Source organism: Facivitalis istanbulensis (assembly GCF_040560405.1).
GTDB lineage: Bacteria > Pseudomonadota > Alphaproteobacteria > Sphingomonadales > Sphingomonadaceae > Sphingomonas > Sphingomonas istanbulensis.
Window position 1 is genome coordinate 1 of the sequence record NZ_JAVSCQ010000016.1, and the last position, 13,875, is coordinate 13,875.

General features: G+C 62.9%; 12 protein-coding genes and 2 pseudogenes. 7 read left to right on the forward strand and 7 right to left on the reverse strand.

Annotated elements, in window-relative coordinates:
- Positions 1–108 (forward strand): annotated as a pseudogene (locus RN629_RS10815) (IS5/IS1182 family transposase); the annotation flags it as partial.
- A gap of 1,833 nt (positions 109–1,941) precedes the next feature.
- Here the strand turns inward: RN629_RS10815 and RN629_RS10820 are convergent.
- Positions 1,942–2,652: a DUF6118 family protein gene (locus RN629_RS10820; RefSeq protein ID WP_407035257.1), complete on the reverse strand. Its 711-nt coding sequence runs from the start codon at positions 2,650–2,652 to the stop codon at positions 1,942–1,944.
- A gap of 12 nt (positions 2,653–2,664) precedes the next feature.
- The gene (gene traA / locus RN629_RS10825) at positions 2,665–5,664 is read right to left on the reverse strand and encodes a Ti-type conjugative transfer relaxase TraA (RefSeq protein ID WP_407035258.1); all 3,000 of its coding nucleotides are present in this window, start codon (positions 5,662–5,664) and stop codon (positions 2,665–2,667) included.
- A gap of 172 nt (positions 5,665–5,836) precedes the next feature.
- Between traA and traD the strand changes: the two genes are divergently transcribed.
- On the forward strand, positions 5,837–6,142 hold the full coding sequence (traD, locus tag RN629_RS10830; protein ID WP_407035259.1) for a conjugal transfer protein TraD: 306 nt from the start codon (positions 5,837–5,839) through the stop codon (positions 6,140–6,142).
- A gap of 22 nt (positions 6,143–6,164) precedes the next feature.
- Positions 6,165–6,416, forward strand: coding sequence for a conjugal transfer protein TraD (locus tag RN629_RS10835; RefSeq protein WP_407035260.1), 252 nt, complete (start codon positions 6,165–6,167; stop codon positions 6,414–6,416).
- A gap of 20 nt (positions 6,417–6,436) precedes the next feature.
- Here the strand turns inward: RN629_RS10835 and RN629_RS10840 are convergent, their stop codons facing one another.
- Entirely contained in the window at positions 6,437–6,718 is a 282-nt protein-coding gene (locus RN629_RS10840) for a type II toxin-antitoxin system YafQ family toxin (RefSeq protein ID WP_407035261.1), read from the reverse strand.
- Positions 6,705–6,968 (reverse strand): type II toxin-antitoxin system RelB/DinJ family antitoxin, encoded by a 264-nt coding sequence (locus RN629_RS10845; RefSeq protein WP_407035262.1) that lies wholly within the window; start codon positions 6,966–6,968, stop codon positions 6,705–6,707. Before RN629_RS10845 ends, RN629_RS10840 begins: the two co-directional genes overlap by 14 nt.
- A 459-nt stretch (positions 6,969–7,427) precedes the next feature.
- Here RN629_RS10845 and RN629_RS10850 point away from each other — a divergent pair, with 459 nt between their 5' ends.
- On the forward strand, positions 7,428–7,631 hold the full coding sequence (locus RN629_RS10850) for a helix-turn-helix transcriptional regulator (protein WP_407035263.1): 204 nt from the start codon (positions 7,428–7,430) through the stop codon (positions 7,629–7,631).
- A 63-nt stretch (positions 7,632–7,694) separates the two neighbouring features.
- Here the strand turns inward: RN629_RS10850 and RN629_RS10855 are convergent.
- The 3 genes and pseudogenes from RN629_RS10855 to RN629_RS10865 form a co-directional block, all read right to left on the reverse strand.
- Positions 7,695–8,923, reverse strand: a pseudogene (locus tag RN629_RS10855) (tyrosine-type recombinase/integrase).
- 782 nt (positions 8,924–9,705) lie between these two features.
- Entirely contained in the window at positions 9,706–10,080 is a 375-nt protein-coding gene (locus RN629_RS10860; RefSeq protein WP_281124288.1) for a DUF5615 family PIN-like protein, read from the reverse strand.
- Positions 10,077–10,664: a DUF433 domain-containing protein gene (locus RN629_RS10865; RefSeq protein WP_119744115.1), complete on the reverse strand. Its 588-nt coding sequence runs from the start codon at positions 10,662–10,664 to the stop codon at positions 10,077–10,079. Before RN629_RS10865 ends, RN629_RS10860 begins: the two co-directional genes overlap by 4 nt.
- Before the next feature lie 215 nt (positions 10,665–10,879).
- Between RN629_RS10865 and RN629_RS10870 the strand changes: the two genes are divergently transcribed.
- Genes RN629_RS10870 through RN629_RS10880 form a run of 3 tightly spaced genes read left to right on the forward strand, consistent with a single transcriptional unit; the run spans position 10,880 to position 13,865 of the window.
- Complete coding sequence (locus RN629_RS10870) at positions 10,880–11,677, forward strand: recombinase family protein (protein WP_407035264.1); 798 nt, start codon at positions 10,880–10,882, stop codon at positions 11,675–11,677.
- Positions 11,674–13,656 carry an FUSC family protein gene (locus RN629_RS10875; RefSeq protein ID WP_281124286.1) on the forward strand — a complete coding sequence of 661 codons (1,983 nt, stop codon included), beginning with the start codon at positions 11,674–11,676 and terminating at the stop codon, positions 13,654–13,656. The genes RN629_RS10870 and RN629_RS10875 overlap by 4 nt, the downstream gene beginning before the upstream one ends.
- Complete coding sequence (locus RN629_RS10880; protein WP_024018728.1) at positions 13,653–13,865, forward strand: DUF1656 domain-containing protein; 213 nt, start codon at positions 13,653–13,655, stop codon at positions 13,863–13,865. Before RN629_RS10875 ends, RN629_RS10880 begins: the two co-directional genes overlap by 4 nt.
- The last annotated feature ends 10 nt before the right edge of the window (positions 13,866–13,875 follow it).

Here is a 13,875-nt window from a genome sequence, read left to right on the forward strand (position 1 = left end):
TTCGGACGCCTGAAGGACTGGCGCCGCGTCGCCACCCGCTACGATCGGTGCCCGACCGTCTTCCTCTCCGCCATCGCGCTCGCTGCAACCGTCATCTTCTGGCTGTGATCAACGAGTCCTGACCCTAGCAACGCGTACGACGGCGGGTACTTTGGGACGCTGAACGTGGGTGGGGATGGTCTTCTGATTGGAGCGTCGGTAGCCTATGGAGCCGACTCGGGATTAAGCGTTTTCGTCGATGCAGGTGTTGGCACCCCCGGAGTTGCTGGGGGGTACACAAATGATATCAACGGTTATCTGACCGGTTGGTCAGGTGGAATCTCGGGCGACTTCAAAGTCGGAGCGGGGGCTACGCCAGATTTCCAAAACGGTGCTCTCACCGTTGGGTCACCCGGTTGGTCGGCTACGTACGGCTGGGGGGCGTCGCAAGCAATGTATGGGCTTGCTGGAGCAATCGATCGCGTCGTGCTCCAGTAAGCACTCGGCATTCCTCGCAAAGGCAGGTCGACGCTTTTTGCGTCGACCTGCAGCCTTTAGAAAAATTTGGATCTCAATATGCTCCCTTTAAGCGATGCATACTTGCAAACGCCAAAGAGTGAATATGTCGTAAGGGCGCAGCAGAGTAGACCCCCTAATCTGTTTCTGCGGGGAGAAATAACAAGCAATTCTGTCAATAAACTTATACGCCAGATAGAAAGTCAAAACTTATACGGCTTTACTCTAGAGGTAACTAGTTCGGGGGGCAGGCCTTGCCTGCAATTCGACTAGCGGACGTCTTACATTCACACCATGCAACGATCAGAGTTGTCGGATTCTGTGCGTCAGCGTGCGCTCAGTATCTCTTCTTGGCTGCTAAGCGCCGAGTAATCGTTGGGTCGTCTCTAGTGCTTTTTCACAGCTCGCCAAGCCTTCTTCGTTCGGCTTACCAACTAAGTGGCTATCCAAAACAGGCGTCCGGATTCGATACGGGAGCGTTACAGGAACAAAGGCTTTACGATAAAATTGGATTGAGGGCGTCGCTTGTTAAAGTAGCGTGGGCGGGCTTGAGGCCCTTATGCCTACTAATGTCGCGAAACGCTTCTCTCAAAGACCCGGATCAGAATCGTATTGCGACAGCTGCGGTGGTATATATTCCTGATAAGTCAATCTTGGAAAGAATTGGTATATCGTTTTCCGGGGCTTGGCCAGATAATAATAGACAAGTCGCTGAGTCATTAAGACTGCTGCCGCTATCGCAAACGCTAACTATTCATTTCCTGACTCAATCTGAATTGATAGCATTCAAAGGTCAAAGAAGGCTTAATGAATGTTAGCATTCATAGAATTCTTATATTATAATAATTACAGATTTGATAATAGCGACTTAAACTAATGGAAAATATGATAACATAGACGATGAGCGCAATCGCAAAGCCTCTGCCTGATGAAAATCGCCAATCTACAGAGTCCTGCGTCGCTGTTATCCTGAAAGCCACGTATGTTCCGTAAATAAAAAGCAATACTGGCATCGAGAGAATAAACAAGAATGAGTTTTCTGGTTTTCGTGGTCTGGAGTCGTTATTTATGGCGTTGTAAAGGTCATTTATATGTGGAATTCGAAAATATAAGTATATCCCCACCGAGAGAAGTGCGATGGCAAATACTAATGGTAAATATCTAGCAATTGCTGAAAAACGATACATCGTGCAATATCCCTATTTGACATTGTAAATTGTGAATCGAATACCAAGACATGTAGGGCGATTTTACAATTATTCCGTTGTTTTACAAGGTCGCCATGTTATCCGCCTTGCAGGAGGTGGTCGTGTCGCCAGTCATGGATGTCGAGTGACTGTCCGAACTGGGCAATAAAATGTATCTTGGCATAGTTGCAGCGGACGCGGCGAGGCATTGAAACAGAATCATTTATCGGTGCGCCTAAGCGTGCGATTCATATCGCGTTTATGGTAGTTGTGTATACGGATGATCGGTACCGATCCTGATCGGACACGTCACCAGCCGAGGCGATTTGCGCAATTTGGCGGCTGCTGTTCGACACGCTATGATGGCGTCGCGGTTATCCTGCACGATGCGGTCGGCGGCCACGACGCCCTGCCAGCGCTCAGGATCGGCGGTCGCCAGTAGCCGTTCGCCAGCCTGCCAGCGGTCGAGCCGCAGCATGCGGGCAGTCATGCGCTCTGGAAGCAACCAGCCGGCCGGGAGGCTGCGTGCCACCATGCCGGGCACGATCATCATGGCGAGGATCGTGCCGGCAACGGCGTAGCCGACCAGCCATCGGACGTGTCGCGTCTGCTCGTCCGCCGTGCGTGCGGTTCGTGACAGGCGAGCGATTTCCGCGGTCGCCGCATCCAGTCCGTCGCGGGCGTCGCGGATCGTCATCGCATCCGCCTTGCGGTCTTCGTTGGCCGCCTCCACGATCTGCTCGGCGATGGTGGTGACCGTGAGTGTCATCGCCGGCCGCTTGGCAAGGGTATTGATCGCGTCGCGATGCTGGTCGAGCCGGACGGCAATCTGCCCCAGCGTCTCGGTGTAGTCGGGCGCACGCTCCTTTTCCGCCGCCAGCCCCTGAACGGCGCGGGTCAGCAGCGCCAGCCGTTCGCTCATCGCGTCGAACGCTTCCGCGGCGCTGCGGGTGGGGGTGTCGTCATCCATCGCATTCTCTCCTTATCGTTCGAGTCCCCGGTCGCGCTCGCGGCCGAAACCGATGCTTGCGGCAAGGTCGTGCGCGAGCCGTCCGCCTGTCTCGATCTCCAGCCCGAGGTCGCGGCAGTCGCGTCCGCGCAGCACCGATTCCAGTTGCGGGTCGCGTTCGAGCTGCTTGGTCATCCGGCCCATCGCACCGCGGTGCTCGCGGTAGCCCTCGCGGTCGCCGGACTCGTGCGCCGCATCGGCCGCACGATCGTGGCCGCGCCATTCGGCGACGAAGCGATCGGCGCGACGGTCAGGATCGGTCCTGATTTCCCGTTCGAGTTGCAGTGCCTGTAGTGCGCGTTGCGGCCTGCCACCCGCCGCTTCCGCGACCAGCGAACCGTCGCGACGAAACGCTTCCTCCATGTCCCTCGCCGCGCCCAGGGCGGTGGTGTTCATCGCCTCGCGCGCCTTGTCGAGTTCGGCGGTCTGGTGCGGCAGGACGGGCAGGTCCTTGTCGTGCATCGACCAGATGGCAGATACAGCGCGGGCGTGGCGTTCGACCACCTGGCCGTGTGCCCGATCGCGCTGGACACGCGCGGCCTGTGCGGGATCGATCGCAGGAGCGTTGGGCCGGAAGCCATCGAACATGCCGGGGGCGCGGTCGGGCCGGTCGGGCGAAACCGGGTCGCGCTGCGGCGCTCGTTCGCCTCGCCGTGCGCCACCAAGATCCAGCCCGTCGAAGATCGCGCGCACCCTCTCCGGCACCACCTTGCGCACCACCTCCGCGATGCGCTCCCGCACCCCGATCCCGCGTCGCTCGGCAAAGGCGCGGGCAGGGTCGGACGGGGCATGGTCGCTCGCCATGTCCTTGCCGCGCTCGCGCGACAGCGTGCGGGTGAGCCGCCCCTGATCGGCGAACTCGTCACGACCATAATGGAGGTCCACGCCGTCGCGGTGACGCGACAGCGCAACGTAGGCGCCGTGCGCGTCCATTCCCGGCGTGGCGAGGACATGGGCTCGATCCACGGTCATGCCCTGCGCCTTGTGGATCGTGGCGGCATAGCCGTGGTCGAGGTCGGCATAGTCCTTCAGGTCGAACGACACCGCATGGCTGGTGTCGGTGCGAACCGTCATCGCCTTGCCATCGACTTGCTCGATCGTGCCTAGCGTACCGTTCTTCACGCCCAGCCCGCGCTCGTTGCGCAGGAACATCACCCGGTCGCCGCTGGCGAAGTCGCGCGCACCGCGCGTCACGGTAAGGGACACGTCGGCGCCGAGTTCACCCGCCTGCCGCATCAGCCCGCGAGCGGTCTCGTTGAGGTCGCGCACCTCGGCATTGGTGTGGGTGAGGATGATCCGGGTCACGTCCGGGCTGGCGCGGCGCTCGCGGTCCCAGCGCTCGACCAGTTCGCCCCGCGCCGCCTCGCGCGTGTCGGCGGTATGGACCATGTCGTGCTCGGCATAGGCGGCGATAGCCTGCCCGGTGCGGCCGGTGGCGAGGTGGCGGGTGGCGTCCCGCTGCCAGTCGGCGCGCTGGCGGCGAACCTCGGTGATCTCGACGCCGCCTTGGGCGGAGTGGATCGCGCGGAACGCCGCGCCCGCCTCGATCGACTGCAATTGCTGCGGGTCGCCGACCAGCACCACCTTCGCGCCAGCCTCGGCAGCATGGGACAGCACGCGCTCCATCTGGCGGGTGCCGACCATGCCGGCCTCGTCGATCACCAGCACGTCGCGGGCGGTAAGCGGGTCGCGCCCCTGCGCCCAGCCATGTTCGAGACTGGCGAGCGTGCGCGACGCGATGCCGGAGCCGTTCTCCAGCCCTTCGGCCGCGATGCCGGACAGGGCCGCGCCGTGCACCGTAAAGCCGGCGCGCTCCCATGCCTCACGCGCGACGCCCAGCATCGCGCTCTTGCCCGTGCCGGCATAGCCGACGACCACACCGAGGTCGCGCCTGCCGGTGGCGTGGTCGAACGCCGCACGCTGCTCGCCCGACAGGTCCAGCCCGCGCGCCGCCGCGTTCGCCAGTGCCGCCTCCCGATCGCGGTCGCCGACATGGTGTCGGTCGCGCTCGGCCATCATCTCGGCCGCGCGTCGCATCCGCTGCTCGGTCTCGATCATCTCGCGGCTGGTGAAGCGCTCGTCGCCGCACCCGTCCTTGCCGAGCGCGACCAGATCGGGCGAGGCCCGCACCGCCGCCATCGCCGCGTCGAACTGTGCCTGTCCGTCGCTGTGTCGGTGGACGAATATCGCCAGATCGCGGCGGGTGAACGTCGCCTGCTGGTGGGTAATCGCGTCGAGCGCGACGCGCGGCTCGGCGATGATGCACTCACCGTTCCGCCGCGCGATGGCGCGATGCTCCTCTAGACGCTCGGATTCGAGGTCGCGCGCGCCCATCCGCGATGCAGCCGGGCCGATCTTGTCCTGCGGTTCGAGGTCGATCCCCTGCGCCGCCAGACTGCGGTGATCGATACGAGTGTCGATATCGAGTTCGGCAAGCCGCTGATTGACGTGTTCCGCCCAGCGTTCGCGCCATTGCTCGACAAGCTCGCTGCGGTTCCAGTCGCGCACCTTCTGCCCGAACCCGTCCGGCCCGGCCTCGCGCATCGTCAGCATGACATGCGCGTGCGGCTTGGGCCGGCCGTCCGCGCCCATGTCCCAATGCACGTTGAGGTCGGCGATCATGCCGCGCGCGACGAACTCCGAAGCGGCGAAATCACGCGCCAGCGCGATCCCGTCCGCCTTGGTCATCTCGCGGGGAATGGCGAACTCCACCTCGCGGGCAAGCTGCGCGTCCTTGCGCTTCTCGAACGCCTCGACGTCGTTCCACAGCCGTTCGCGGTCACGCCACGCGTCCGGCGCGTTCTCGGGCAGCAGGATTTCGCTATGTTCGACGCCTGCCTTGGCGCGGAAGTCGTGGTCGCGGTCCAGCCGCTCGTCGTGGAGCAGGTCGCCGGCGCGGTACGCGGCGGCGGCAACGGCGCTGCGCCCGCTCGACCGGCTGATGACCTGCACGCTGAAATGGTAGATCGCCATAGCGATCATCAATCTACTGGAACAAAGCGCACGTCGGAACGACGTATAAGCGCGCCCTTCCTGATAAAATCCGGGAAGGGATCGGGTGGTGCCAGTCCGTCCCGCCGTCTCTACTGCGCCAAGGCCATCGCTCCATTATCATCGTCGCACCACATCGACAATGGAGACGGCGATGCGCAAACCGCGTGACTATGACTCGGAACTGAAAGCCCTTGCCGACAAGGCGCGCCAACTGAAGGATCGCCGCGTGCGCCAGCTCGGCGAACTGGTCGCGGTGACCGGTGCCGACGCGCTCGACGCCGACCTGCTTGCGGGTGCGCTGCTTCACGCCGCTGCGGTCAAGGACGACGTGACGAAGGAGGCGTGGCGTGCGGCGGGCGCGGCCTTCTTTCGCAGCCGGCAGCGCCAGCCTGCGCCGGCACCTCAACGTCAGCCGGGCGGCGCTCTACCGCGCGACGGTGGCGCGGCATCGGCTTGAGGCAGGAAAGGCCCGAACCGACATGCGCGACTGGCAAGTCAAACGGCGCGAACGCACGCGCCACCTGATCGAACTCGGCGGCCTCGTCGTGAAGGCCGGACTGGTCGATCTCACCGACGATGATCGCGCTGCGATGTACGGCGCGTTCCTCACCATTGCCGACCAGTTGCGCCGCGCGGATCGCGCCACTGCGCTGACCCTGTGGCAGCGCCGGGGCAAGCGGGCGTTCAACATGGAAGGAGAAGTGGTCGGCACCCCGCCTGCTGGGGCGTAATGGGGATCAGGTTGCAGCGGCTACCAGCCCAACTCGGCGTGTGATCCAAGACGCACGAGTTGCAGGGTGTCGTTCTCAGGCTTCCGGTAGATCAGTACGAGGTCAGGCTTGACGTGGCAGTCGCGATGATCGCGCCAGTCGCCGGTCAGCGCATGGTCGCGGTGGCGCGGCTCCAGCGGATCGTCTTTCGCCAGCGTCTCGATCACCGGGAACAGGTCGGCGTCGAGCGTGACACGATGCTGCCCCTTCTTCTCCCGCTTGTAATCGCGCTTGAACTGGCCGGTGCGCTCAATCGTCCGCATCGAGGTCGGCCATCAGCGCCGCCATCGTGCCGACGCGCTTGACCTTCCCTTCGCGCGCCTCGCGCATCGCCGCGATGGTCTTGGCGTTCGGCACCAGCGGCTCGAACGGCAGCGCCTTGTCGCGGGCGACGCGGGTCAACATCAGGCGTACCGCATCCGACACGGTAAGTCCCATCGCCGCCAGCACGGCGGCGGCCTCCTCTTTCACGGTCCCGTCGATCCGGGTCTGGACCAGCGCGTTGCTCGGCATCTTCGTTTCCTTTCTGCATGACGATGTAATGCATTTACACCGGAATAGCCACGGCGGCGTAAGCGCCAGCAGCAGGGGGCGACGCTCCCGCTTGACAACATATCCCATTCAGTCCGACCATCTGCGCGCTTCATCACCACTGCGCGGGCGTCCTTGTGAAAGGCTCGGCCCATGAACGACTCGACCTGACGACGATCAAACGCCAGCGGATGCGCTTGATGGCGGGTGCTTTACGGCGTCGTTCTGGCACAAGGTGAGACGAAAGTTTCGCTGACCACGCGCAAGACGATCGTCCGCCGATTGCCGCCGGTAGCTGCCTATTGCCGCCGATCCCCGCCGGTCACCCGACCCGTCGCACTCAACATAGCCCAACAGCGCCCAAGGGGTTCCTTGTCTTCGACGGCCGTGCCGCCGATCCTTCCTTCTTGTCAGCGCCACACGTCATCTGGAAACACCGACATGCAGAACCTGGATCGCATTATTCGCTTAAGGACCGTACTTTCCCGCACCGGACTGTCCCGATCGACGCTCTACCGCAAGATCGCAGACGGCACGTTCCCTCGTCAGTTGTCGATCAGTACTCACGGTGCCGGCTGGCGCGAGTCAGCGGTCAACCGCTGGATCGCCGACCCGGCTGGCTATCGCGATGAGGGAAACGCCTGACGCACGGCGTCGCCGTACTCTCTCTGCTGATGACGAGGGTACGGCGACACGGATGGCTTTGGATCAGGCGGCTTTCCTGTTCGCGTTGCCGAACCTGCCGGTCACGACGGTCTGTCCGTTTCGTAAGACATCGAGATGGTCGGACCAGTGCTGCATCATGCGCACCCGCTCGTCCCAATACTCGCCGCGCGTGTAGGCGCGGCGCACGGCATTATTGTCACAATGGGCCAGTTGGCGCTCGATCGCATCGGGATGCCACAGGCCCATCTCGTTGAGCAGCGTCGCCGCCATCGCGCGGAAGCCGTGGCCGGTCATCTCGTCCTGCGCGAAGCCCATCCGGCGCAGGGCGGCGTTGATGGTATTCTCCGACATGGGCCGATCGACCGAACGCAGCGACGGGAACAGGTAGCGGCTGTAGTCGGCATCATGCTCGATGGTACCGAGGATCGCCAGCGCCTGCCGGGAGAGGGGAACGGTATGCGCGCGCCGCATCTTGGTCTTGTGCGGCGGGATCGTCCACAATGCCTTGTCGAAGTCGAAGTCCGCCCATTCGGCGTGGCGTAGCTCGCCCGGGCGGACGAAGACGTGCGGGAGCAATTGTAGCGCCGCCTTGGTGTTGGCGAAGCCCGCAAACGCCTCGATCGCGCGCAACAGCCCGCCCGCGTCGTCGGCGCTGGTGATCGCGGCACGGTGGACCGGCTGGGGTGCGATCAGCGCGCCGCGCAGGTCTGCCGCCACGTCACGCTCCGCGCGGGCGGTGGCGATGGCGTAGCGGAGCTGCATGTGCTGCGCAGCCGCTTGGCCGTCTCATACTTGCCCTTGCCCTCCATCTTGCGGAGCATGGTCAAAAGCTCCTGCGCGGTGATGGCGGCGACTGGACGCTTGCCGATCGACGCATTGATGAAGTCCAGCAGCCAGCGCAGCTTCTTCATCGTGACCGTCGAGCGGCCTTCGCGCTCGGCCTTCGCCAGCCACTCGTCGGCGACCGCCTTGAAGCTGTTGGCGGCGGCGATGGTGGCGGCAAGCCGATCCAGCTTGGCCTTTTCGCTGGGGTCGTCGCCCTTCGCCAGCACCTTGCGGGCGGCGTCGCGTTGCTCGCGGGCCTCAGCAAGTCCGGTGTCGGGATAGACGCCGAACGCGAGCGTCTTCTGCTTGCCGAGGTGGCGATAGTTCATCCGCCAGTAGCGCCCGCCATTGGGCGTCACATAGAGGAACAGGCCGTCGCTATCGGTCAGTTTATAGGGCTTTTCCCGGCCCTTGGCGTTCTTGATGGCGGCAAAGGTGAGTGCCACGATGGTATCTCCGGCTAGGGGAGGGCCGCGCTACCATCAGACATACCATCAGCATGGTAGTATCCGGTGGTCCGAGACCGCTCCGCATGGGATACCTGTACCACAAAAAACCGCAGATTTCCGCCGTTCCCGGCACTATCTGGAACCCTCTGGGAGAGGATTTTGGTGACCCAAATTGGACACGTATCGAACTTTTTCAGAATTCCTTCAATAGAATCTCGAAAAATGGTCGAGCGATACCGCGCCGCATTTGCCGATGCAGCGTGACTTCGTTAGGCATATACTCAAGGCATGGCTCCGGGTACTTTCGTAGCACCGAACTCAAAGGGTTCATCACTCGCCATGTCGAGCGTGTAGCACCTTCGAGTCCAGGTTCAATTGTACCGGCGTAACTTGCGATATGCATCCCCTGATCGATCTCTGGTGGGCCTCACCAATGTCTGATGATGCGCCAGAGCAGGAAATCGGTCTGTGGCGAGAATGACGACACGCTCTCGGTCGCGCAATGGGGAGGGCACTGACGTACCGCATCCGGCAGTCTGGTGCCGATAAGTGTGGATTGCTCCCCATGAAGCTGTCAGCGGACCATCATTTGCCTCGGTTATATTATCCGGCAAGAATGTCGCGTCTGGTGTGACGTTTTGCTCGGTGAATATAATCGAGTCTGGAATCGCTCTGAAAACGGGATGACAAATCGGTTCTCTGTCGTTTGGTTTAGGATGTCGTTGTGCCGCTAAGCGCGGAGCGGTGCACTGGTTTGCAGCGGGAAGCGACCAACCAAATCAGGGAAGCGGATAGAGACGGACCGACCCATCGACGTCGATCTCCAGGACATGGTTCACGATCACGTCCGAGGGAGATCCGAGCGTTTTGAGATAGGCGATGGCGGCAAGCAGCAGCGCCAGCGATGCGTCGCGGGTGACGTTGGGCAGAATGATCAAGCCTGGATGGATATCTTCGCGCGCCACGAGCTTACGGAAGTCGGCGGCATTCTCGGTGACGATCACCCGATCCTCGGTGAGGCAACGGGCGAGCACTTCTGCGTCGCGCTCGCCCAGACGCCCATAGTCGCGCGGATGCAGGGCATCATGCGCACCGGATTGATTGAGATGTCGGGCGAGCGCGGGCGAGAGGCACTCGTCGATGAAGAGTCTCAAGCAGCCTTCTTCCAGGGCCGCCCACCCGGACGCCCGACGAGTGGGTGAGTACGGGCATAGAGCAGCGCTGTGGTAACCGCTTCGCGACTCAGGCTCGGATAGTCGTCGACGATTGCATCGATGCTCTCGCCACCGTCCAGCCGGCCGCGGATGGCGTAGACGCTGAGACGCGTTCCCTTGATGACCGGCGTGCCACCGAGGATGTCCGGGTTCTCCTCGATATGGACATCGCGCGCCCGCGCATAGTTTGCTGCCCGCTCCGCAAGATCACGGTCGACCAGGCGAGGAACATCCACCGATACGGCGGGTGCGATCTCGAGCGCTTCGCTCGTCATGAGGGCAGGGGAGCGGGAAGCGAGCGCTCGCGCCAAGTTCCTCTTCTCGATCCGCCCGAGGGTCATAGGCAGGCGCTTTACGATCGCGGCGTATGGCACCGCGTGAAGCGGCAGCATCCGTCGCAGCTTGCCGCGTGACATCACGCTGCGGATGCCGATCAGAACATTCTCTTCGATCGCCTTGTCGATGGCGCGCACGGACACGTCGGCCAGTTCGGCTACCTCGCGGGTCGTGAAAGCGTTTGGCATAAATATCTCCCTAGATCGGGGGATATATTCTATCTGGGATTGAATTTCAAGGCTGCGCGCGGCTGCACCGTCCACAAGCTACGCTGAGGGATGTGGCTTTGTCCGAAGCGAGTCCCACAGATTCAATATCATAGACGAAAAATGTTACGGACATGAATCGAAATCGGTGCCTATAGGCCTCGGCTCCCGAGGGTAATGAAGCAGGAGCGATAGCGTTGGCGAGACCGAGGAATCCCGGAAATCGATATAAGCGGACTAAGACGAAGACTGACCACAGCTCCGGCGCCAGAAAGGCAGTTCTGTATACACGGGTGTCGACACCGGACCAGGAGCGGGAGGGCTATTCGATTCCCGCGCAGATGAAACTCCTCGAGGATTATGCGGCGCTCAACGGGATAATCGTCGCCAGCACACATGTGGACGTCGAGACGGCGAAGAAGGCCGAGCGCACCGCCTTCGGCGAGATGCTGCGCCATCTCCACCGCGATCCCGATATCGGGATCCTGCTCGTCGAGAAGACCGACCGGCTGTATCGGAACCTGAAGGATTGGGCGATTATCGACGATCTCGGGATCGAGGTCCATTTCGTGAAGGAGATCCGGCGTGTATGGGTTCAGGCAGTCAGTCTCGCACTCGCCGACTTCGGACTTCCCGCATCGCTCATTTCGGCGCTCATTCTGGCGTCCCGTCATGGAGACAAGGGTGTCAGGCAGAACGCGCTGGCCGAGGAAGTCGGGGTCAATCCGGGCGGCATGGTGCGCATTCTCGACCAGGCCGAAGCCGCCAACCTGCTTGAGCGGCGCGATTCTCCCGACGACCGGCGCATCAAGACGATCCATGTCATGCCGAAAGGTCGTGACCTTGCGAAGAAGATGGAAAAGGCGGTCACGCGGCTCCGCGACGATCTCCTTGGTGATCTTCCTTCGCAGGACATCGAAACGACGACGCGCACGCTGCGTTTGTTCGAGGAACGGATCGGTCAGTTCCTGCAGCAGGCGCGGACGGGCCGATGAAAGTCAGCGCCGATCAGCTGATCTTCTCTGTTAAGCTGTTCGTCGCGGGCATGATCGCATTCGCGATAGCGGTGCGGATCGGCCTGCCCAATCCTTACTGGGCACTTGTCACCTGCTGCGTCTGCATGAACTCCATGAGCGGGGCGATCCGGTCGAAGGCCGTCTATCGCTTCACCGGAACTTTCTGCGCCGGCTTCGTCACGCTTGCCATGGTCGCGCTGTTTGCGAGCGCGCCGCTGCTGCTGATCGCGGCGTCGGGAATCGTGGCAACCCTGGCGTTCGGTATTTCTTTCCTCGACCGCACGCCGCGCAGCTACGGCTTCCAGCTTTTCGCGATCACGCTCATGCTGGTGGCCGTCGCCGGCGTGGATCATCCGGAGATCATGTTCGATACCGTTGTGGCGCGGGTCAGCGAAATCACCCTCGGCATCCTCGCGACGACCCTCGTTGACGGCGTGATCGCTCCGCGTTCTCTTGAAGGTGCGCTACGCGCGCGCCTGCATCGCTGGCTGCCCAGCATCGAGACCTGGGCGAAGGATGTCCTTGATGGCCATGAGGCGGACGCCCAAGGAGAGCATGACCGGCTAAAGACGCTGGCCGACATCACATCCCTGTCACAGCTGACCGGTGCGCTGCGCTACGATCCGACGATCCATCGCGATGACCTGCGGCACGCGCTCGCGATCCAGCAACGCCTGCTGCGCATGGTCCCGCTCCTTTCCGCGATCGGCAGCCGCATCGCGGGCCTTGGCGAAGCGGAGCGCTTGGCCCTCCGACCCTCTCTCGCCACGGCCAGGGCCCATCTCGATGCCGGTACGGAACCGCCACCCGATCTGGCCGATGCCGTGCGCTCGCTTCCGCTCGATGCCAGTGACGCGCGCGCGTGGCAGCAACTCGTTCATGATGCGCTGGCCGACATGCTGACGGAAATGCTGACGCTCTGGAGCGAGGTTTCGCGGATCGAGGCGGCGTTGAGCGGAAAGGCGAAGCTTGCGCCCGCGCTCGCGCGAACAGTCAGCGAGACGCGGGCGTTTCCGCTCAACCCCGACATTGATCACGCTGCCCGGATCGCGGCGGGAATCCTCGTAACCTACGCCCTCCTCTGCGGGCTCTGGTATGCGACGGGCTGGCATCAGGGCGCGAACGCGGTTCTGCTGGGCACCGTAACGCTGGCCTTTTTCGGTGGCGGCGACGAGCCGGGCCGAGCGATCGGAATGTTCGCGCGTTTCGCCCTGCTAGCGACCCTGCTGGCGGGGATCCTGTGCTATGGCCTGCTCCCGCTCGCCGCCGATTTCTCGACCTTTGCGTTGATGATGGGCCTGTTCATGCTGCCGCTGGGCGTCTGGGCGGCCGTCAATCCGATGGCGACGCTAATCCTCGCCTTCGGGCTCAGCAACATCAATCTCCAGGGCCATTATTCGCCGCCCGATTTCGGAACCTTCGTCGAGGCGAGCGTCGCCAGCATGCTGGGCATATTCACCGCCATTCTCGGCGCCGGCCTGTTCCGTACCTGGGGCGTGCAGCATCAGCTTCAGCGCGTCCTCCGCATCGAAGCGCGCGAGATCGCGCGGCTGAGCCGGTCGCCCAGCCGACGGTTGCGGGACAGCTATGTCCAGCGGGCGCTCGACCGCATTTCGGTGGTGACGGCGCGCCTTGCCGCAGCCGGGCAAATCGAGCGGAGCGCCGGCCTGCTCATCCGGCTGCGGGTCGGCGCGAACGTCGCCGACCTGCGCTCGATGGGCAACGCGCTTCCCGCCGATGGGCGGCAGGCGACGGATCGGGTTCTCGATCAACTCCGCAGCGAGTTCGACAAGCCGCAGCCGTCGTCCCGTCTGCTCGCGCTCATCGACGAAGCACTTGATGCGCTCTGGCCGGGAGATGGTTCGCCCGGCGCTCGCCCCGACCGCGCCATTCATGCCTTAGCGGGTCTGCGCATCGCCCTGTTCGAGCGCGCGCCGGCCTGGGTACCGGCGACATGATCGGCGAAATCGACATCGCGGGCGTGTTCGTTTCGCCGCTGCTCCTCTGCGCGATCCTCGGCTTCGCGATGCGCCTGCTGCTGTCGCGGGTGCTCGAGTCCATCAGCTTCTACCGCCTCGTCTGGCAGCGCCCGCTGTTCGACACCGCCCTGTTCCTCATCCTGACCGGCACCGCCTTTCTGGCTCTACGCCTTGTCACCGCATCCTGAAGTGCCCGCC

Excerpts from the sequence above, each read along its gene's own strand:
- RN629_RS10880 (WP_024018728.1), top strand. The coding sequence starts at position 13,653 with ATGATCGGCGAAATCGACATCGCGGGCGTGTTCGTTTCGCCGCTGCTC.
- traA (WP_407035258.1), bottom strand. The coding sequence starts at position 5,664 with ATGGCGATCTACCATTTCAGCGTGCAGGTCATCAGCCGGTCGAGCGGG.
- traD (WP_407035259.1), top strand. The coding sequence starts at position 5,837 with ATGCGCAAACCGCGTGACTATGACTCGGAACTGAAAGCCCTTGCCGAC.
- RN629_RS10865 (WP_119744115.1), bottom strand. The coding sequence starts at position 10,664 with ATGCCAAACGCTTTCACGACCCGCGAGGTAGCCGAACTGGCCGACGTG.
- RN629_RS10875 (WP_281124286.1), top strand. The coding sequence starts at position 11,674 with ATGAAAGTCAGCGCCGATCAGCTGATCTTCTCTGTTAAGCTGTTCGTC.
- RN629_RS10845 (WP_407035262.1), bottom strand. The coding sequence starts at position 6,968 with ATGCCGAGCAACGCGCTGGTCCAGACCCGGATCGACGGGACCGTGAAA.
- RN629_RS10840 (WP_407035261.1), bottom strand. The coding sequence starts at position 6,718 with ATGCGGACGATTGAGCGCACCGGCCAGTTCAAGCGCGATTACAAGCGG.
- RN629_RS10820 (WP_407035257.1), bottom strand. The coding sequence starts at position 2,652 with ATGGATGACGACACCCCCACCCGCAGCGCCGCGGAAGCGTTCGACGCG.
- RN629_RS10850 (WP_407035263.1), top strand. The coding sequence starts at position 7,428 with ATGCAGAACCTGGATCGCATTATTCGCTTAAGGACCGTACTTTCCCGC.
- RN629_RS10835 (WP_407035260.1), top strand. The coding sequence starts at position 6,165 with ATGCGCGACTGGCAAGTCAAACGGCGCGAACGCACGCGCCACCTGATC.